The following is a 20192-nucleotide window of genomic DNA, read 5'->3' as shown; positions in this document are numbered from 1 at the left end:
AGTAATAGATATGGTTGAAAAATTAAGAAGTATCGCTCTAATCGCCCATGGCGGCGCCGGTAAAACGTCACTGGCAGAAGTCATGCTTTTCAATGCCGGAATACTCAACCGACAGGGTCGTGTTGAGGATGGGAATACCGCCATGGATTTCGAACCGGAAGAGCTTAAACGCCAGATCAGCATCAGCAGTGCGTTTCATCAGTTCAGCTGGAATAAATATACCATCAATATTATTGACACGCCGGGTGATCAAAACTTTTTTTGCGACACCAAGTTTTGCATGCAGGCTGCTGATGCGGCTGTTGTGGTTATTGATGCCGTGGACGGCGTAAAAGTCCAAACAGAATTGGCGTGGAGCTTTGCCGACGATTTCGATTTGCCGAGGGTAATCTTCACGAACAAGCTGGACCGTGAAAGGGCAGATTTTTCACGGACATTTGAAGATATTAAGAAAATATTCACCCCCAAACCGATAATCCTTCAGCTTCCCATCGGAAAGGAATCCGAATTCAAGGGGGTTGTAGACCTGATCAGCATGAAGGCGTATTTATATGATGCCGACGGGAAGGGCGTTCCAACCGAAGTTCCTGCCGACATGAAAGATCAGGCGGCTGCCGAACGGGAAGCACTGATTGAAAACATAGCTGAGGCCGATGATACCCTGGTCGAAAAATATCTTGAAGGCGAAGCATTAACCGATAACGAAATAAAGACAGCCCTCCGGGCCGGCACTTTGGCGCAAATTTTTGTGCCGGTTCTGTGCGGCTCGGCCACCCGCAATATCGGTATCGATCTGTTAATGGATTTTATCGGTAGCTGTCTGCCCTCGCCCCTGGACAGAGCCGCCAAAACGGGTGCGGATCCGGCCGGCAACGAGATAGAGCGCACCCCCGACCCGGATGCCCCTTTTTCGGCTTTTGTTTTTAAAACCATCGCCGATCCCTATTCCGGTCGCCTTTCGGTTTTTAAAATCATCTCGGGAAAGCTGGAGGGGGATGGCAGTTTCTACAACATGAATAAAGAAAATAGAGAGCGCTTTACACAGTTGTTGCGACTATCCGGAAAAGAGCAAAAACAGATAACGGGGGCCGGCCCCGGGGATATTGTTGCTGTGGCCAAGTTGAAAGAAACCGTAACCGGCGATACGCTCTGTGATGAAAGCAATAAAATAAAATTCAAATCCGTGGAACCCCTTCCCTCCCTGATCACTTTTGCAGTTGAACCGAATTCCAGGGGAGATGAAGACAAAATTTACAGCTCCTTGGCAAAACTCCTTGAAGAAGATGTCGCCTTGAAACTTGATCGCAATTCCGAAACAAAAGAAATTTTGTTGTCCGGCATGGGTCAGGTTCATATTGAAGCAACAATTGAAAAGCTAAAGCGAAAATTTAATGTGGAAGTGTTGTTGAATAAACCCAAGGTCCCCTACAGGGAAACCATCAAGAAAAAAGTGCGGGTTCAGGGTCGCCACAAAAAACAAACCGGCGGCCATGGCCAGTTCGGCGACTGCTGGGTCCAGTTTGAACCGTTGCCCCGGGGAAAAGGCTTTGAGTATGTTGACGCCATCGTCGGCGGGGCGATCCCCAAGACCTATATTCCGGCCGTTGAAAAAGGGATTATTGAATCGGCCCAAAGAGGGGTGCTGGCAGGATTTCCGTGCGTTGATTTCAGGGCGACTTTAGATGACGGATCGTTTCATGCCGTAGATTCTTCTGAAATGGCATTTAAAATAGCCGGGTCACTCGCATTTAAAAAAGCGACGACCGAAGCAAATCCGGTTCTGCTGGAACCGATCATGGAAGTTTCCATTATTACGTCGGAAGAATACATGGGAGACATCATGGGAGACCTGAACAGCAGAAGGGGCCGCGTGCTGGGTATGGACAGCCAGGGCAAAAGCCAGGTGATTAAAGCGAATGTTCCCATGTCCGAGTTTCTGACCTATGCCCCGGATCTGAACTCCATGACCGGCGGCAGGGGCACTTTCTCCATGAAATTTTCTCATTATGATGAAGTCCCGGTGCAACTGGCACAGAAGATCATTGATGAAATCAATAAAGACAAGGAATAACAGATACCCCCGGGCAAACCGGGGGTATCTATTGAGAAAGCCCTCCCGGCAGACAATTCTTGGCAGGCGCATACCCCTGCCAGAAAGCATCCCACCGTTTTGTAAAATAGATTCTGTTCTCCGGTGAAATATTTTGGGCCAAGGGGCAGTTGTCCATATGAAATCGACGGGACCCTTTATGGCCGATATAATGTCCTTCCGTTTCTTTCCAGTCTCGCCAGATCCCCTTTTCAGCTTTCATTGCCGATTGTTGGGCTTCCAATAGAATTGCGTGATACCTGATATTCGGATAACGATACAGGTAATGCCCGTATCCGCGGTGGAGTATCTCTTTGTTGATAAAAATGTCCGCCGGGCCGAAAATATAAGCAAGATTTCTGCCGTAGTGATCAATTCTTTCCTTGTCGAACTCCAATCGTACATATGTTTGAAATACCATTTGCTTGTTGAAGTTTTTGGCTTCAGGGCCCAGCAATTCCGGCTTTTTGTCAGCGTTTCCGATTTCCGGCGTATTGATGCCGATATAGCGGATACGCCGACCGTCTGCCAAAACAATGGTATCCCCGTCATCCACCCAGCGCACATAAGCCGTCGTTTCTGCCCGGGCATAACCGCCCTGGAATAAAATGATGCCAAGGAAAGCGATAATAAAGTAAGCGGCAATCCTTAATTTCATTCACAAATTTCCTTAAACAAGTCTCAAGGTTTGAATTTTTGAATTTTGGTCATTGGAATTTGTTTGATATTTGGAATTTGATGGTTGGAATTTCAGTAAGTGTATGAAAATCCAAGAAAGCTTCCCTCTGAGGTCGGATATTTACTGTACCGTAAGCATTCATCAACTGACAGAAAGGTTACACAGCTTTACGGCGCTCGCGTCCAGCATTTGGGCCAATCCGCCCCTTTCCGAGGGAATAAATCCGAACGACTGTTTCCAGACGGCATCGCTTTCCATGCACAGGTAGATCATTGCCTGGGGCGCCCGCGCTCTGATCCACCCAACGACTTTACGATAGAGTTCAATCCGCAGGGGTTGGAAATAGCGCATTTTGGCATCGAGTCCGGAAATGAATTCTCCATAAATGATTTTCGAATCGGGAAATCGTTTATGGACAATCGGTTTTAATGCCGGCATAAATCGAAAAGAGCCCATGCTGATCCAGGCGATGTTTTCAGCGGAAACATACGAAAAGAGCTGTTCTATCACTTGACGGTAGTCATTTTGACAGCCATCGTAGATAATCAAGGGATCCAGATGAAAACCCAATGGATATCCCCAGTCCTGACACGTTGCAGCGGCCTTGAGCCTTGCGGTAAGTGGAGCGGTTCGACGTTCTTCGCTACGAATAATCCCGGGTGAGTTGAGCGACCAGGAGATGATGGTTTTCCGATTGTGCCTCAGCCGCTTTAACCGGTCAATCGCAATGGTTTTGGTTTTTAATTCCAGCACGGCATGGCGCTGCGCTGAAAATTTTTCAATCAACCGGCGATTGAGATCACTCCAGGCATCCCAGATCAAGCTGTCGGTGAATTCACCGGTCCCTACCCTGCTGACTGTTTTTTCAGCAAACACCCCTTCCAGTTCTTTCAGCAGGTCGTTTTTGTTTACAAAATATTGAAGCAGGGGGGGATGAAAATAGGATTGCAGGATGCAATAGGAGCAATCCATATTGCAAAAGGAACCGATGTGCAGAATTTTATAACCGCAGCATTGATAGGCACGCGTACCCGGGCAGTCTCGGATGAATGCCCCTCTGTTTTGCGTCAGATAAAGTGCTTGTTTTCCCGCATGGACCGGATCATCGGCGCAAAGAAACGAATGAAACATTTTCTTTGGATCCGTGATAATTTCAGAAGGAATCTTCAGCCGGTCCTTGATAGAGCGGACTTCCGGGAAATGAAGAACCTGCGCGTCAATTAATAATTTTGCCGGCGGCAATGGGACAGGCCCTTTACTTCTTTATCAAATCGCAAGTAAGGTCGCGCGCCTTTTCCAACGTGAGTTTGCTCATGTTGAGTACCAGGTGATAAAGGTCGGGGTGGTCATAGTCTTCTTTGCCGAATTTTCGATATAAGTTGCTGCGTCTTTTGTCCTCTCTGTTTACGGCCTGGGTGGCCTGGGCGGTCGAGAGGTCATAATGCTCTTCCATAAACCGGATACGGTCATTCAGGTGGGCAATCAGGAGTACATGAAAAGTGTCTTCGCGATCTCTTAAAATATATTGCCCGCCCCGGCCTAAAATGACGGCATTTCCTTCATCGGCGATCTGAACGATGATTTTATTCAAAAGATCGACAAAAATCTCTTCGTCAATATATCCGCGCTTTTCATCAAGGATACGCTCCACCAGGTTTTTTGAAACCAGTCCGGTCATAAACTTTAATAACTTGCCGCCGGCTTCTTTCTCAATGGACTCCACCCAATGGGTGGAAACTTTCGCCTTTTTGGCGACCATCTGAATGATTTCATTGTCGACAAAGGAATAGTTCATTTTTTTTGCGACCATATCCCCCAGGGTTTTACCTCCGGCGCCAAACTGTCGGGAAATAGTAATCACAGCCATGTCCACCTCCTTTGAAATCGGGCAGGGATCCACATCGTATCAGCGGTTCGAATATTCACGGTCGGAAAAAAACAATCATCTCTAAATGTTGACATCGTCTTCGTGCATAGCATGTTGAATCCCTAAAAGCAAAGAGAAATGTCGAACTTACGGATCGCAGTTAAAAATCTTTATATCCGCGTTGATGCCGATTAAATACAGGACCAATATTTGATAAAATGGGTATTTTCAATGAGCCCCGCCAAGGCGGACTGATGCGATTCGAGCTCATCCAGGCTATTAAAATGCAGCCGGATAACGTGTTTGGCGCCCTCAAAATCAGCGGGTGGTATCAGCTCGAAATGGCTGCCAAGGGACAAGTTTCTTTTGAATTCCGCAAACTTATTTTCCGCCTCAACAAGCGCCGGAAACCGTCGCTGTTTTAGATAAAATCTTACCTTTGAAGTCTTTTGGGCGTGGTTATCATTTTCATCGGTCAGAATCCGGCCAATCTCCGTTTCCGACAGGATCGCCATATAGTCCTTTTCTTCGCGCAGCGCGATTTCTTTAACCAGGGTAAATATTTCGCGCTGTTTGGCGAGACTCAGTCGCAATTCATTGAATATACCGGCAAATGCGGTACACGCTTCTTGGGAGATTTTTTCAAGATCCAACGCCATGGACAGCGATATGACACCTGCGACAATCAGTTCCTGGACAAACTGCGGCAATCGGCATAATTTTTGAATTTTTTTGATGACCGCAAGATTCCCCGGCAGGGCGAGAGAAGCCGCTGCCTTTGCCAGTTTTTCCGGCTCGTGATAAAAACCCGACAAAAGATTCAGCGACCGGGACGCTTCGATGAGATTCAATTGGCGCTGCTGGGCATTATCCGCAATGGCAAACTGAGCGTACGCCAATTTTTCTGTCTCAGGGTCCGCAATCCTGGCCGGAAGAGTTGGCCATCCAAGATATTGACCGGCTTGAATCCGTCGAAAACCGCTAAGGACGGTGAATATCTCCCCTTTTCCCATCAGCAAGGGGGGGTGAATCAGCCCCAACAGTTTCAGAGATTCAGCCAGTTCGACGATATGCCCTTCAGTTGTAATGCGAAACGTTTGATCGGAAAGATCAATAGATGACAATGGAACAATTTTGTTGTCAAAGCGCATTTTGAGTACCGGCAAGCATTTCAAGCGCTTCAAGATATTTTATACGTGTATTGTTGACGACTTCTTTGGGCAGCGGCGGCGCCGGCGGTTTTTTGTCCCATTTGATAGACAGTAAATAGTCCCTGAGATATTGTTTGTCGAAACTCTGTTGGGAACCACCGGATCGATAATGTGCTTTGGGCCAAAATCTGGATGAATCCGGCGTCAATACTTCATCGATGAGCAACACATCTTCGCCGACCAGTCCGAATTCGAATTTGGTATCCGCGATGATAATTCCTCTTTTTTCTGCGAATTCAGCGCCTTTTTTATAAACCAGAAAGCTAAGCTGTTTTACTTTTTCGGCCAACGGCTTGCCGATTTTTTTGACGGTTTCATTGAAATCGATATTCATATCATGTGATCCGGCCTCAGCTTTTGTAGAAGGTGTATAAAGCGGCTCGGGAAGTTTGTCGGATTCCTTAAGGCCTTTGGGGAGTTTTATGTCGCAAATGGTACCGGATTCCTGATATGATGTCCAACCGGAGCCGGATAAATATCCCCTGACAATGCATTCAATCGGCAGCGGCTCGGCTTTTTTTACAAGCATGCTGCGGCCCCGAAGGATGTCGGCATAGGGCTGACAGGCGGATGGATAGTCATCAATATTGCTGGAGATTATATGATTTGGGACAATGGATGCCATCTGATTGAACCAAAAAAGTGATATTTGTGTTAAAATTTTCCCCTTTTCGGGTATGGGATCCGGCATGATCACGTCAAATGCCGAAATTCGGTCGGTCGCAACCATCAGCAGGCTGTCGTCCAGGTCATAAATATCTCTCACTTTGCCGCGTTTTAGTAACTTTAATGTCGGAAAATCGGTTTGTTTCACTGTTTTCAGCATTTAAACCCCCTCCAGATTGTGTTGTCCGTGTTTAACCCAATGAACTGAACCCCCAAAAAAATTAATTTTATATACCGCACCAAGAGCAAAAAACAAGGGGAAACATGATCCTCAAAAAAACACTTATAATCTTATGATAGCCCCTTCGATCGTGTCAGATACAATCAGAACCCCGACCGAACGGTTTCGCCCCATCAGGAATGTTCCTGAAAAAGCGCCGGGATTAAAAAAAAGAAGCCCATCTTTTAGGTGGTTTGCGGCTTTATGGGTATGCCCATAAACAATGGCATTTACATCCGTAAAGCACCCCTTTATTTTGTCCTCTATCCCCCGGGGAGATCCCCATCCATGAATCAGCCCGATGCGAAATCTACCGACTGCGATGATCTCTTTATCCGGAAGCTTTGCAGCGACTTCTTGTCGATCCATATTCCCACGAACCGATATAACTTTTTTATCGGAAAAAACCTTTAAAACCGCTAGGTTGACGAGATCGCCGGCATGCAGAATCATATCAGCATCAGCGAAGATATGATCCGCCAGTCGGTAAAGGCGCTCATCGGGTTCAGACAAATGCGTATCAGAAATAACCCCGATTTTCATTAATCGATTAATCCGACAAAAAAATGTAGAAAAGATGGTCTTCCGGAGAGAAAATAATTAGGAAACGTCAACAAACAGGATGCGCCAAATTTGAAAAATTCACATTTATTTTTTGAATGCCTGAATATATTTTTTCAGTATCAACTGTGATGCTTCTTTCACCTCGATAAACTTAATCCCGGTTTCATACTTGTCATCTTCGCCCGGTCGGGAATAAACAACCTCACCCTTCATATCGATCAGCTCATCTTCCAACGCTAGGGATAGTGATACGATCTGTTTTGAATCTATCGGGAAATGGGTTTCCATCAGGATTCCATTTTCGGACACATTCAGTGTTCGACCCATTGCCTGTTTTACGGTCACATTGTTTTCATCAATACCGATATAAGACAGATTCAGAGAATTGATTCTAACGGCTTTTCTTTGTTCTTTTGACGTCATCAGGGTCCTATCTCCTATCTCTCGATGTTTTGGGATTAAAACTTTCCATAAAGCTTCACGGTCCCGTTGTTCATTTCATTTTCTTGAAAAGATCGGTGGCCGCCAACGTCGTTATCGATATATTGGCGGCAATGTTTTCAATCAGATGCTTTACCGTCGTGGAGAGTTGATCATACTCAGTGTGAATTTTTGCAAGATCAATTTCTTTTACGGTAAGATTTTCCGACCCTGCGATGGAAGCCGAATAAGGTTCTTGTCCCATGTCTAAGAAGGGATGATATCCGAAATAATCATCACGCTCTAATAAAACCAGCGGAACATTCGCCTTATCTGAGGTTCGGACCACACATGCTTTACCGGCCGTAATGACGTAAAATTTTTCTTTTTTATCACCCTGTTTCAGTACCAGTTTCATCGATTGAATAAGCGCTTTGGCTTTATTCGTTTTAAGATGAAAATCAACGATGCGATCACTCACCTGAACCATGCGGTTATCTAAACTTTTTAAAAGTCCTTTAAATTCAGGTGATAAGCGGGCGTATTCACTGGAAATCCGTTGCGCATCAATTACGCCCAACTGGACATTGGTGGCGGCAATCGCGGAAGCGCTTCGAATATTTCCCTCGAGCAGAAATGAAGCCATGCTGCCGATAAAAGTTCCTTCGCTGATTTGAACAATGGTCAAGGGCCCTTGGGGGGTCTGTTTGACAATATCAACAACGCCCTCCAATACCACCCAGATCCAGTTGCCATGCTTTCCCTCTTCGACAATGGAAGTGCCGGCGGTATACTCTTCTTCATCAACAACAAAGTTGTAATCGATCAAAGGACCTTTAATAACCGGAATCCCCGACCCTTTTTTGCCTGAACCCGCAGCTTGGGCCAGTGTTTGCGGTCCCAGCTTTTTAATCTGCCCGTCATCTAATTTTTTCAATCCGTCCAGGATGACTTCCATACGGCTATTCCGGATTACCTTTGTTCGTTCAATACCATCCTTACGGAACTCAAATTCGCCTTCAGTCCAACCAAATAGCGAGTAAAGGGCATCCAGCCCTTTCAGGGATTCGCTGGAAGCGTCGACGGGATTACCCTTTGAAAAATAAACAACCGCCGGCCCCGCAGCATATTTACATTGAAAGCGCAGGGTTCCTGAACTTCCATTTGCGCCCAACAACTGCAAAAGGTCCACCAGACCCAAAAAACCAAGATTACCCGAGAGATCCGCCTTGATGCTCATACCGATTTAGCTGTTATGCCCATTTTGTCTGTTTTTGAAGTGATTTCAATGTCAGCTTCAAACATTCCTTCAGTGTTACCCCAACCCCTTGCCCTGACAACGCGCTGGCTTCAAAAGAAGGCGCTTTCAACTGGCGATTCAGATCGTGCTCCATTTGATCGATTGTCATCAGCGGCATCCCCTGTTGGGCGAGATCGCGTTTGTTGTACTGCATTATTAATGGAATTTTAAAAATGCTGAGATTGTATTCTTTCAGATTATCCTGCAAATCTTTTAACGAAAGCATATTTTTTTCACGCCTGACCTCCAGGGAGTCTGCTACAAATACGATGGCGTCAACCCCCATCAAAACAAGCTTTCGGGTCGAGCGATACTGCACCTGTCCGGGCACCGTGTACAGTTGTACACGTACATCACACCCTTTGATTTTACCAAGTCCCATGGGTAAAAAATCAAAATATAAGGTCCGGTCTCCTTCCGTGTTGACCGATACCATTTCACCTGCCACCTGTTTCTTAAATGTCTTGTGGATATACTCAAGATTGGTTGTCTTACCGCATCGGCCGGGTCCGTAAAAAACAATTTTACATTCAATCTCTCTATTTTTCAAATTAAAAATAGCCATCTGAAATAAACTCCACACCACTGAACTGCTATCGATTCTAATCAGTTGGTCGACAAGATCTTAATATCCAGACTGTAATCCCCTCTTTTGGGGCCGGTGCCGATCTGGGTCTTTTCGGCAATAATCCCGGTGCCTTCAAAAATAGCTATCGGTGAGAAAAATTGGACATTAGATAACTTTAGACCGACCGCTAAATTGTCAATTAAAGATTTATCCCTGCTTGAAATAATCAGGCTCAAAACATTTCCGGATTGAAAGTTTACATCGAACTCAAGGGATTTTCCCTTTTGGGGACCGTCTTCAAGTGTGACTTTAATCGCGCTGATATCAAGATACTCTTCTTCCGGCAATTCCTCATCCGGCGCGTTTTCTATCTTCTCTGGCGGTTCGTTATCAGGTACGGGGGATAGGGTTTTGGCAATTCCTTTTTTTGCCAGAATATCTCCCAGAAAAGAACGCACACTGTTTAACTGGGATGAACTGAACTTGCCGCCGGAAAGCCACTTCTCATACTCCGTTACCGCATCCTCAACAGACGTGCGTGTCATACAGCACCGAATGATGTTTTTGGCGGCGACGACCCTGACCGCATCTTTATCGAGGAGCAAATTAAACTCTTTTAATGCCCTTTCGAATTGGCCGAACTTTGCCAGCGCGATTGCCCCTTCAATGGCCGCAGAATCTTCATCTTTGGCGGCGAAGGCAAACTGCTTCTTAATAAGATCCTGTATTTTTTCAGGGATTTCTATGATCGACGGAGCCTTTGCCAGTTTCAAGATCTCGTTATCAAGCGCTACGATTTTTCTGGTTATACTACCCATCAGACTTTCTCGATTTTTAATCTGGACGCTTGACTTGATGAGGGAAAGAATTTTGTTATATTTAACTTTTGACTCTTTCAGCAGGCCCTGGGTCCGATAAAGCTCTGCTTCCTGAATCAAGGTTTTAATCTGAGTTTTAATATCCATTGTTTTCCTCTCATCAAAATGAGATTTAGGATTCAAGCCTCCGTCGCAATGATGTATAACCATACTAAACATTTTGAGATTTATACTTTTTTATGCTTCTTGTCAACATTTTGGTCAGATAAATCGGTTGACAATTATTGAATTTGTGCTAAACCATTTTTCTCCATTTAATGTGATCATGTCCAAAGCGGATTATCTTTAAAACAGGGTGAATTTTTCAACCTGTTTGGGGCGATCATTCCGTATTCAGACTGAATATTTTATTAATTTAAATTTAAATAAACAAGGAGGATGCCATGAAACAAAAAGTAACGGTCATTGGAGCCGGCAACGTAGGGGCTACCGCCGCCCAGCGACTGGCGGAAAAAGAATTATGCGATGTTGTCCTGGTCGACATTGTCGAAGGGGTGCCCCAGGGCAAATCGCTGGACCTTACCGAAGCAGCCCCGATTGAAAAACATGACGCCCGTTTAACCGGCACCAACAACTATGAAGACACCGCCGGCTCTGATATCGTTATCATTACAGCGGGAATTCCCCGGAAGCCCGGGATGAGCCGCGACGATCTCATCGGTACCAATGCCGGAATCATGAAAAGTGTGACGGAAAAAGTTGCAAAATTGTCCCCTGATTCGATTATCATTATTGTCAGCAACCCCCTTGATGCCATGTGTCATGTGGCCTATGAAGCCAGTGGATTTCCCAAAAACCGGGTCATCGGCATGGCCGGCGTCCTTGATTCCGCCCGTTTCAGAGCTTTCATTGCCATGGAGCTGAATGTGTCGGTTGAAAACACCCACGCATTCGTACTGGGTGGACACGGCGACACCATGGTTCCGCTGCCGCGATATTCAACGGTAGCCGGCATACCCATTACGGAACTGATTTCAAAAGAACGGATCGATGCTATCGTTGAAAGAACCCGAAACGGAGGGGCTGAAATTGTCAAACTGCTCACCACCAGTGCGTATTACGCCCCGGCATCGGCAGCTGTGGAGATGGCCGAATCGATTCTCAAGGACAAGAAAAAGATCCTTCCCTGCGCCGTATATCTCCAGGGTGAATATGGTATCAATGATCTGTTTATCGGCGTCCCGGTGAAACTGGGGGCCGGCGGCGTTGAAGAAGTCATTGAGATTACCCTGACGGATGAAGAAAAAGCCGCACTCAACAAATCGGCTGCCGCTGTCCAGGAACTAAAGGAAGTTTTAAAAAAGCTGAAAAAATGAAGCTCCCCGCAGCCAGCAGCAGGGTATTCAGGCGAAGGCGAATAAAAGTCATTCCGCCAGTTTGTCTTTTATCGATCTGGCGATACTGTCGTTTATACCGGGCAGCCTACACAGTTCTTCAAGGGTAGCTGCCCGGATATTTTTGGTGCTGCCGAAATGTTTCAGCAGCTTTTTTTTCCTTTGTTTTCCAATACCGGGGACCGTATCCAATATCGATTGCATGGCATCAGACCGGTGCCGCTTGCGGTGAAAGTCAATGGCGAACCGATGGGCCTCATCTCTGATGCGCTGCAGGAAAAACAGCAGGTCTTTATCCCTGTTGAAATCAATCGGATTGGCCCTGCCCGGCTGATAGACCTTGTCTGAAGCCTCTCCTTTTATGTCATCTTTTTTAGCAATCCCGATAACCTTGAACGCATTTTCTATATCGAGTGCTTTCAGTACGGTCACACCAATATTCAATTGTCCCTTGCCGCCGTCCACAAGCAGAACGTCCGGATAGGGAAGAGAATCCGATCCTTTTCCGAAGCGGCGTCTCAGGACTTCCGCCATGTAGGCATAGTCGTCCGGTCCGGAAACGGATGTTAAGATGTATTTGCGGTATGAAGATTTTTGCGGTTTTCCATTAATAAAAACCACAATGGCAGCGACCGGTTGTCGCCCTGAAATATTGGAATTGTCAATGCATTCTATCTGTAACGGCAGGCGGTCCATCCGAAGCTTGTATTGCAGACGAAGGAGAATGTCCATTTCAGCCGTCTGCAGCGCCACTAAATCTTTCAACCTGTTGTGGGCGTTCTGACGGGCCATTTTGATCAAGCGAACCTTCTCGCCCCGTCTGGGCGCCAAAATTTTAACACGCGCCCCTTTGATATCCCCAAGCCAGTCCTCAAATACCGCAGCATCTTCCGGCAGGACCGGTACCAGAATTTCCCCGGGGATAAAGTGGTTGTTGTCGTAGAACTGGCGTAAAAAGGCGCTCAGCATTTCAGGCTCCGTTGAAAGGCGGCCGCTAAGATTGAAGTGGTGGGATCCCACCAGATAGCCCCCCCGTACCATCAACAGATGAAGAACCGATGCTGTTTCGGAAGCGGCAACCGCGAGAACATCCCTGTCTTTTAAGTCGGTCGTAACAGACACCTGTTTCTCAAGGGTTTTTTGGAGGGCGAACATTTTATCCCGGAGCACGGCAGCGTATTCGTATTCCCGATTTTTGGCTGACAGTTGCATCTGTTTTTTGATTTTTTCAATCAATTCGGTTGTTTTTCCTTTTAAAAACAGTCCGACTTCCTTGACGACCTCATCGTATGCATTTTTATCAACCGGCAGAGAGCATGGCGCCATACATATTCCCATCTGATGGTTTAAACACGGCCGGGTCCTGTTCCGGAACTCCCTGATTTTACACTTGCGCAATTTAAAAGTTTTTTGAATTATTTTAAGCGTCTGGCGAACCGCCTGGGCAGATGCAAACGGGCCGAAATACATGGCGCCATCCATTCCGATCTTTCGAACGATCGTCAAACTGGGATACGGGTTCTGGATATCAAGGCGCAGGGCCGGATAGCGTTTATCGTCTTTTAAGATGACATTATACTTCGGCTTGTGCCTCTTGATCAGGTTCGACTCTAAAATTAATGCCTCTTTTTCGGTGCCGGTGATAATTGTTTCAAAGGTTGATAACTTTTGAACCAGCATGCCGGTTTTGGGATCAAGCTGTTCTGGACTTCTGAAGTAAGACGAAATCCGCTTTTTCAGGTTTTGGGCCTTGCCCACGTAGATGATGCTGCCGCCGGCGTCTTTCATCAGGTAAACGCCGGGGAGCGGCGGCAGCAGCGATAATTTTTCTTTTAGCTTGTTCGACATGCTATATTTCAAATATCCGCTTTTTTTGAAGCGCGTTAATCTGATCCCGAAGCGCAGCCGCCTTTTCAAAACTCAGCGCTTCAGCCGCCTGCATCATTTCCTTTTCAAGGGCACGGATCATCTCCTCCCCATCCTGATTTCCCAGGGATGAAAATTTCGCCTCCGTTTCCGCAACCATGTTCACTGAAACGTAATCCGCTTCAAAAACCGAGTCAAAAATAGCAGAGATCTCCTTTACAATGGTTTCCGGGGTAATGCCATGGCGCCGGTTGTATTCCTGTTGTATTTGCCTGCGCCGGCCGGTTTCAGAAATCGCTGCCTGCATGGAGCGGGTCACGGTAGCCGCATACATAAGGATTTTGCCGTTCACATTTCTGGCGGCTCGTCCGCATGTTTGGATCAGGGACCGGGTGGACCGTAAAAAACCTTCTTTGTCGGCATCCAGAATGGCAACCAGGGTGACTTCAGGTATGTCCAGTCCTTCCCGCAGCAAATTGATGCCGATGAGGACGTCAAACTTCCCCATCCGGAGATCCCGAATAATATCCATTCGCTCCAGTGTTTTGATATCGGCATGAAGATATCGGACCCGGATATCCAAATCGGAATAATATTCGGTCAGGTCTTCTGCCATCCGCTTTGTCAGGGTCGTTATCAGGACGCGTTCATTGCGTTTCGTCCGGAGTAATATTTCTTCAAAAAGGTCATCCACCTGATTGTCGGCTTTGCGGACTTCAATCTCAGGATCGGTCAGGCCGGTGGGCCTTACAATCTGTTCGATCAACGCATAGGCTGATTTTTCAAGCTCATACTGTGACGGTGTGGCGGACACATAGATCACCTGGGAGACCCTCGCTTTAAATTCAGCGAATTGAAGGGGGCGGTTGTCCAAGGCCGACGGCAAACGAAAACCGTATTCCACCAAGGTCATTTTTCGGGACCGGTCGCCTTTATACATGGCGTTGAGTTGGGGAATGGTGATATGGGATTCGTCGATAAAGACCAGAAAATCATTGGGAAAATAATCCAGCAGCGTCGGTGGCGGCTCACCAATCGATCGACCGGTAAGATGGCGGGCATAGTTTTCAATTCCGTTGCAATAGCCAAGCTCCAGCATCATTTCCAGATCAAAGTTTGTTCTCTCTTCGATCCGCTGGGCTTCGATCAGTTTCGCTTCCTTCCGGAAAAAATCGACTCGATCTTTCAATTCCGGCACAATTGATTTGACAGCCCGCTCCAACGTGCTTTTGGGCGTGACATAATGGCTGGCCGGATAGATGCTCACCCGTTGGAGGCGCCGTTTTAAATCCCCCCGGAGCGGGTCCAGTTCGGATATCGACTCAATTTGATCCCCAAAAAACTCGATGCGCAGGGCACTGTCTTCTTCATAGGCGGGAAATATTTCAACCCGATCTCCCCTGACCCGAAACACCCCCCGATGGAAATCGATATCATTGCGTTCGTAATGCATGGCAACCAGGCTCGATAAAAGCGATTCACGACTCATTTCCATATTGAGCTCAACATCGGTTCGCATGGACTGATAATCTTCCGGGTTGCCGATGCCGAAGATGCACGATACACTGGCGACAACGATCACGTCGCGTCGTGATAAAACCGACCGGGTGGCGGAATGACGCAGCTTGTCGATCATTTCGTTGATGGAAGAATCTTTCTGGATATACGTGTCGCTGGAAGGAATGTATGCCTCCGGTTGATAATAATCGTAATAGCTCACAAAGTATTCAACCGCGTTATGGGGGAAAAGAGACTTGAATTCGTGGTATAATTGCGCAGCCAGGGTTTTATTGGGGGCGATGACCAGTGCGGGTTTTTTTACCCCGGCAATTACATGGGCCATGGTGAATGTTTTACCGGACCCGGTGACGCCCAAAAGGGTCTGGTGGGGTTGACCGGAAAGGACATTTTTGCTTAACGCTGCAATGGCCTCGGGTTGATCCCCTTTGGGGGTAAAATCGGATACGATCTTAAAGGAAGGCATATCACACAGGGAAATTCATACGTTGCACGCTAATCCCCGATCTTCCAGACTGTCCCATCCGGTCGATCCTCTAGATGGACATTCATCCCGGATAGATGTTTTCTGATTTGATCGGCCTTTGCCCAGTCTTTGGCTTTTCGAGCCGCTATCCGATCCTGGATCATTTTTTCAATCACCGCCGGATCAATCGCTTTTTTCTCCAGCGCCTGATGTTTCTTTGCGCTAAAATACGATTTGGGGGGTTCCGAAAGTATTCCGAGGATACGGCCGATCTGAAGGATATCGTTGCGGTCGGCTATTATTTTATTTTTCAAGGATAATGACAATGCCGACTGGTTTTCGTCCAAAGTTCTGTTGATGCTGCGGACAGCCTCAAAGAGCACGCCGATGCCGCGGGCCGTGTTAAAATCATCGTCCATGGATTCGCAAAAACGTTCCCAGTATTCACCGGATCCGGGGGTCTCTTCAGAAGCATCCATAGCGCCGTTCAGATCGTCAACCCGATCCAGCAGGGCATAGACTTTGTCAAGGGCAATAACGGATTCATCCATTGCGTTTTGCGAATAATCGATGGGACTGCGGTAATGGTTGGACAGCAAAAAAAGACGAACCACTTCGGGGTGATGGGATGTGAGCACATCTTTAATCAGCAGAAAGTTTCCCAGGGATTTCGACATTTTTTCATGGGCGATATTGACGAAGCCATTGTGAACCCAATAGGTGGCAAAGGGTTTGCCGAATGCGGCTTCGGACTGGGCGATTTCGTTTTCATGATGGGGGAAGATGAGGTCTTTGCCGCCGCCGTGGATATCAAAGGTTTTTCCCAGATATTCGGTGCTCATGGCGGAGCATTCGATGTGCCATCCCGGCCGTCCTTTTCCCCAGGGACTGTCCCAGGACGGTTCCCCGGGTTTTGAGGATTTCCACAAGGCGAAATCAAAGGGGTTCCGTTTTTTTTCATCGACATCGACCCGGGCGCCGGCCTCCATATCCTCCAGTTTTCTTCCGGAAAGCTTTCCGTATCCCTTAAACGATTCTACTGAAAAAAAAACATCCCCATTGATCTGGTAAGCCATTTCTTTTTGTATCAACGTTTCAATGACCGTTATCATCTGTTGAATGTGTTCGGTCGCACGGGGTTCATGGTCCGCCCGTAAAACCTTGAGGGCGTCCATATCATGATAAAATTCCGAAATATATTTTTCAGCGAGCCGGGAAGGTTCCATGCCCAGTTCGTTGGCACGGTTGATGATTTTATCGTCCACATCGGTAAAGTTGCGGACATAAAGCACTTCGAGCTCTTTATGGCGGAGATACCGTACCATTACATCAAACACCACGGCCGAGCGCGCATGCCCGATATGACATGAATCGTAGGCGGTGGGCCCGCAAACGTACATTTTTACCTTTCCGGGTCGAATCGGCTTAAAAACTTCTTTGTTGCCGCTCAGCGTGTTATATATGCGAAAGTTCATTTTCTTTCCATAAACTTATATTGTTATAATATTATTCAATCAAATCCGGATTCACCCTGTTGTCGCAGTAAACATCAGTCTAAAAGAACGACGCTCATTGCAGCGATGCCTTCCCCGCTTCCAATGATACCCAGGCCTTCGACGGTGGTTGCCTTAATGTTGACCAGACAAGCATCCACTTTAAGGGTTTGGGCTATGTTAAGCTGCATGGCCGTTCGGTAAGGCGCCAGCCTGGGGCTTTCCGCGAAAATGGTCGTATCAATATTCTGAAGTTGATATCCATTGGCGAGGACAAGACCAGCTGTTTCGAACAGCAATTTTAAACTACTGATATCTTTATATTTTGGATCGGTATCCGGAAAATGCAGACCGATATCACCCAAACCGGCTGCTCCCAGCAGGGCATCACAGATTGCATGGACCAGAACGTCCGCATCGGAATGGCCCAAGAGCCCTTTTTCAAAGGGGATCGTTACGCCGCCCAGTACAAGTTTGCGTCCTGAAACCAACCGATGAACATCATACCCCATGCCGATACGCATAAAAGCCCATCCCCTTTAATTTTAAGTTTGTTTTTATAGCATAAATGAATACAGCGGTAAAGTAACGGCAATAAAAAAAGAGGAATCAAAAACCTTGCCGGGTTCAATTGACGGGCGCTTTTATTTGCGGGTTTTTGCGGATGGAATCTGATCGTACACATCTCTTAAGCGCCAACAGGCGAAAAGGAACATAATTACGGTTATTATCGCAAAATACCAGGGGAACCAGGCAAGGGATTTGGTAAAAATCAGGTTTTCAACAACCGAGCCCTTCTGGTGTGCTGAAGCCGGAGCGGCCTGATCTCTCAGCATCACCAGAAGGAGGGAATACAGAATGCCGATGATGCCATAGGCCAGATTAAGGGACAATCCTTTAAAGCTCAAAACAGTGGCTCTCTGGCGCGATTCCGTGACCTGATTCAGGTAGTAGCTGATAAAAAAACCCATCAGGTACATCACGACTGCCAGCAGGATCAGGGGGATGAGTCCGGCGTAGGGGATGAAAAATGTCATTCCCAGCAGAGCGGATGACATGGTCAAACAACAGGTCCGCCGCTATGACCACAAGGGCAAAGGGTGTTTTCAGAATCCAGAGACCCGTTTGAAAAGTGAGTTTAAATGTCTGAAGGATGGATTGACATCCCCTTTGCTTTTGAGGGCATCATACGCCAGGGCTTCATCTGCACCGCTGGCAGCGGCTTCGGCGAAACCGCTCAACACACGATTAATAAAAAATGCCGCAAACAGGAGGCGCGAATTTCCTGTCGGAACAAAACAAAGCAGCGAAATCTCCGCCACCATGATGATCCCGGCGGCAATCAGCAGATTGCGCCGGCCATACAAATCGGCCAGAGCGCCCGAGGGCACCTCCACAATGACAATGGTTGCCGCCCACACGGCATTGAGAATTGCAAATTGCTCGAGGGTAAGTCCGAAATCCAGAAACAATACGGTAAAAATTGGATAATAGAAGCGCGCATTAAAAAAAACGCGAAAGGCAATAAATAGGCGGATGTTTCTTATTTGGAATGTCGGTTGCAGTAAATCGGTTTCCATCAGTAATTGGCGACAAAAAAATCATTGATGATACCCTTGGACTTCAATGTTTCTCCATAAGCGACGGCGGACTTTTTATCGGGAAAATGCGACACCCTTACCTGGAACCAATTTTTGTTGTTTCCAACCGCTTCCGTCCAATAGGCATCGATATTCATTTTTTTAAGCGTCGCAACATAGGCTTTGGCATGTTCAGGTTTCAAGTAGGCTGCAACCTGTAAGGTATAAGGGTCTGTCACAGCCGACACAGCCGCCCGTTTTTGCTGTCTGTCGCCCATGGCGGTTTTGATAAAATGACCGATGGTGTTAACCATCAGGACAATGATAGCGACAGCAAAAACGCCGACAACCGACCATTTCAGCAAGATTCGGGTCTTCCGGGAAGTCTGGACGATATCGATCAGCCAAAAAACGGTCTTGATACCGCCCCTTCCAAGGAATCTTACCGCAACCAACAGGGTATTGATAAAACGGTACAGCAATGACCCGGCGGCTTTAAGGGGGTTGAGCGCCATTCTTTCTTTTCGGGGAGGCGCCGGTCGCGGTGAAGGCACAAAACCGGCAGGCATCTTTGGCAATTTAATTTCACTGATGCCGTCCAGGAGTTGACGGGCCTTTTGCAACAAGTCAGCTGTCTTTTCGGTTTGCGGAACCCAGCGAACACAGGCGGCGATGGACTTGATAATCTGTTCGTTATGGCTGTCTATCTGAAATGCTTTCAGATAGATATCAAGGGCCCTTTCGTCTGCGCGGCCTTCATCCATGAAAATTGCGGCCAACTCCATGATACTATCTGCTGCCGCTCCCTCGCCGGAAAGCGCCCGTCGATATACCTGTTGGGCCGGAAAATCCGTCCGACGAGCTGACAGGTAGAGTTTCGCCAGCAATTGCTGAACCTGAATATTATCCGGCAGGGCGCTGCCGATCCCATCGGCGACATCTTGATATTTCTTGTCGACCAGGTGCCGGCTGTCAATTTGTTGCAGCCAGTTCTCGGCAAATTCGCTGTCCTCGGGGTGTGCTTCCAAATAGGTCAGGATAAACGCTTCAGTGTCGTCATTTTTAATCGCGCGAGCCAGGTAAAAGCGGGCCATCTGGGCGATCAGCGCGATCGCGCTTTTCTTTTTCGAGCGGGGAGATAATAGAAAGCTGTCGTATACTGCCAAAGCTTTTTGATACACGGCTTGGGCCTCATCCGGCAGCCCGGCTCTTTCCCACACGGCAGCTTCATCCCGCAGGTGTTCTATCTGGGAAATTCCCACCCGGCTGGATAACCAGCCGATCAAAAAAAACATCAAGCCAAACACAGCCGCAACCGGAACGATCAGCCACTCAAGTCCCATGACAGACTGCCAGACCGATAGGAGCGTAAGGCTGAGGAGGCCCCCCAGGAGAAGCGTTGCCCAGACACGAAAGGCAAAATGTTTAACGACCTGAATCACCGTCGAATACCTGTTGCTGCTGTTAATATGA

General features: G+C 47.3%; 19 protein-coding genes. 2 read left to right on the top strand and 17 right to left on the bottom strand.

The window, feature by feature from the left end; all coding sequences use genetic code 11:
* Positions 1-10: 10 nt before the first annotated feature.
* The gene (fusA, locus tag P1P89_06975) at positions 11-2071 is read left to right on the top strand and encodes an elongation factor G (GenBank protein MDF1591241.1); all 2061 of its coding nucleotides are present in this window, start codon (positions 11-13) and stop codon (positions 2069-2071) included.
* Positions 2072-2099: 28 nt separating this feature from the next.
* Here fusA and P1P89_06970 read toward each other — a convergent pair whose 3' ends face one another.
* From P1P89_06970 to P1P89_06925, 10 genes are all read right to left on the bottom strand, one after another.
* On the bottom strand, positions 2100-2747 hold the full coding sequence (locus tag P1P89_06970) for a thermonuclease family protein (GenBank protein ID MDF1591240.1): 648 nt from the start codon (positions 2745-2747) through the stop codon (positions 2100-2102).
* Positions 2748-2909: 162 nt separating this feature from the next.
* Positions 2910-3899, bottom strand: coding sequence for a radical SAM protein (locus tag P1P89_06965; protein MDF1591239.1), 990 nt, complete (start codon positions 3897-3899; stop codon positions 2910-2912).
* A 124-nt stretch (positions 3900-4023) separates the two neighbouring features.
* Positions 4024-4635 (bottom strand): cytidylate kinase-like family protein, encoded by a 612-nt coding sequence (locus P1P89_06960; protein ID MDF1591238.1) that lies wholly within the window; start codon positions 4633-4635, stop codon positions 4024-4026.
* A gap of 191 nt (positions 4636-4826) precedes the next feature.
* Positions 4827-5786 (bottom strand): ParB N-terminal domain-containing protein, encoded by a 960-nt coding sequence (locus P1P89_06955; GenBank protein MDF1591237.1) that lies wholly within the window; start codon positions 5784-5786, stop codon positions 4827-4829.
* Complete coding sequence (locus P1P89_06950; protein ID MDF1591236.1) at positions 5776-6672, bottom strand: phosphoribosylaminoimidazolesuccinocarboxamide synthase; 897 nt, start codon at positions 6670-6672, stop codon at positions 5776-5778. Before P1P89_06950 ends, P1P89_06955 begins: the two co-directional genes overlap by 11 nt.
* A 123-nt stretch (positions 6673-6795) precedes the next feature.
* Entirely contained in the window at positions 6796-7275 is a 480-nt protein-coding gene (locus P1P89_06945; protein MDF1591235.1) for a YfcE family phosphodiesterase, read from the bottom strand.
* Between the two features lie 105 nt (positions 7276-7380).
* Positions 7381-7719, bottom strand: coding sequence for a PilZ domain-containing protein (locus P1P89_06940; GenBank protein ID MDF1591234.1), 339 nt, complete (start codon positions 7717-7719; stop codon positions 7381-7383).
* 70 nt (positions 7720-7789) lie between these two features.
* Complete coding sequence (locus tag P1P89_06935; GenBank protein ID MDF1591233.1) at positions 7790-8956, bottom strand: cyclic nucleotide-binding domain-containing protein; 1167 nt, start codon at positions 8954-8956, stop codon at positions 7790-7792.
* Positions 8957-8969: 13 nt separating this feature from the next.
* On the bottom strand, positions 8970-9581 hold the full coding sequence (locus P1P89_06930; GenBank protein MDF1591232.1) for a GTPase domain-containing protein: 612 nt from the start codon (positions 9579-9581) through the stop codon (positions 8970-8972).
* A 41-nt stretch (positions 9582-9622) separates the two neighbouring features.
* Positions 9623-10549, bottom strand: a complete 927-nt coding sequence (locus P1P89_06925; GenBank protein MDF1591231.1) for a hypothetical protein — start codon at positions 10547-10549, stop codon at positions 9623-9625.
* A 296-nt stretch (positions 10550-10845) separates the two neighbouring features.
* Here P1P89_06925 and mdh point away from each other — a divergent pair, with 296 nt between their 5' ends.
* A complete protein-coding gene (gene mdh / locus P1P89_06920; protein MDF1591230.1) occupies positions 10846-11778 on the top strand; it encodes a malate dehydrogenase in 933 nt (310 codons plus the stop codon).
* A gap of 48 nt (positions 11779-11826) precedes the next feature.
* On the opposite strand, the gene uvrC is transcribed toward mdh, so the two are convergent.
* From uvrC to P1P89_06885, 7 genes are all read right to left on the bottom strand, one after another.
* Entirely contained in the window at positions 11827-13644 is a 1818-nt protein-coding gene (gene uvrC / locus P1P89_06915) for an excinuclease ABC subunit UvrC (GenBank protein ID MDF1591229.1), read from the bottom strand.
* 1 nt (position 13645) lies between these two features.
* Positions 13646-15646 carry an excinuclease ABC subunit UvrB gene (gene uvrB / locus P1P89_06910; protein ID MDF1591228.1) on the bottom strand — a complete coding sequence of 667 codons (2001 nt, stop codon included), beginning with the start codon at positions 15644-15646 and terminating at the stop codon, positions 13646-13648.
* A 29-nt stretch (positions 15647-15675) separates the two neighbouring features.
* Positions 15676-17121: a cysteine--tRNA ligase gene (gene cysS, locus P1P89_06905; GenBank protein MDF1591227.1), complete on the bottom strand. Its 1446-nt coding sequence runs from the start codon at positions 17119-17121 to the stop codon at positions 15676-15678.
* Positions 17122-17195: 74 nt separating this feature from the next.
* Positions 17196-17663: a 2-C-methyl-D-erythritol 2,4-cyclodiphosphate synthase gene (gene ispF, locus P1P89_06900; protein MDF1591226.1), complete on the bottom strand. Its 468-nt coding sequence runs from the start codon at positions 17661-17663 to the stop codon at positions 17196-17198.
* A gap of 120 nt (positions 17664-17783) precedes the next feature.
* Complete coding sequence (locus P1P89_06895; GenBank protein MDF1591225.1) at positions 17784-18197, bottom strand: hypothetical protein; 414 nt, start codon at positions 18195-18197, stop codon at positions 17784-17786.
* Positions 18198-18245: 48 nt separating this feature from the next.
* Positions 18246-18719 (bottom strand): MFS transporter, encoded by a 474-nt coding sequence (locus P1P89_06890; GenBank protein MDF1591224.1) that lies wholly within the window; start codon positions 18717-18719, stop codon positions 18246-18248.
* On the bottom strand, positions 18719-20161 hold the full coding sequence (locus P1P89_06885) for an SPOR domain-containing protein (protein ID MDF1591223.1): 1443 nt from the start codon (positions 20159-20161) through the stop codon (positions 18719-18721). Before P1P89_06885 ends, P1P89_06890 begins: the two co-directional genes overlap by 1 nt.
* Positions 20162-20192: the final 31 nt, after the last annotated feature.

The sequence above is a fragment of the Desulfobacterales bacterium genome (genome assembly GCA_029211065.1).
Taxonomy (GTDB): Bacteria; Desulfobacterota; Desulfobacteria; order Desulfobacterales; family JARGFK01; genus JARGFK01.
Note: the sequence above shows the minus strand (reverse complement) of the source record. Positions and strands in the feature narration are given on the sequence as shown.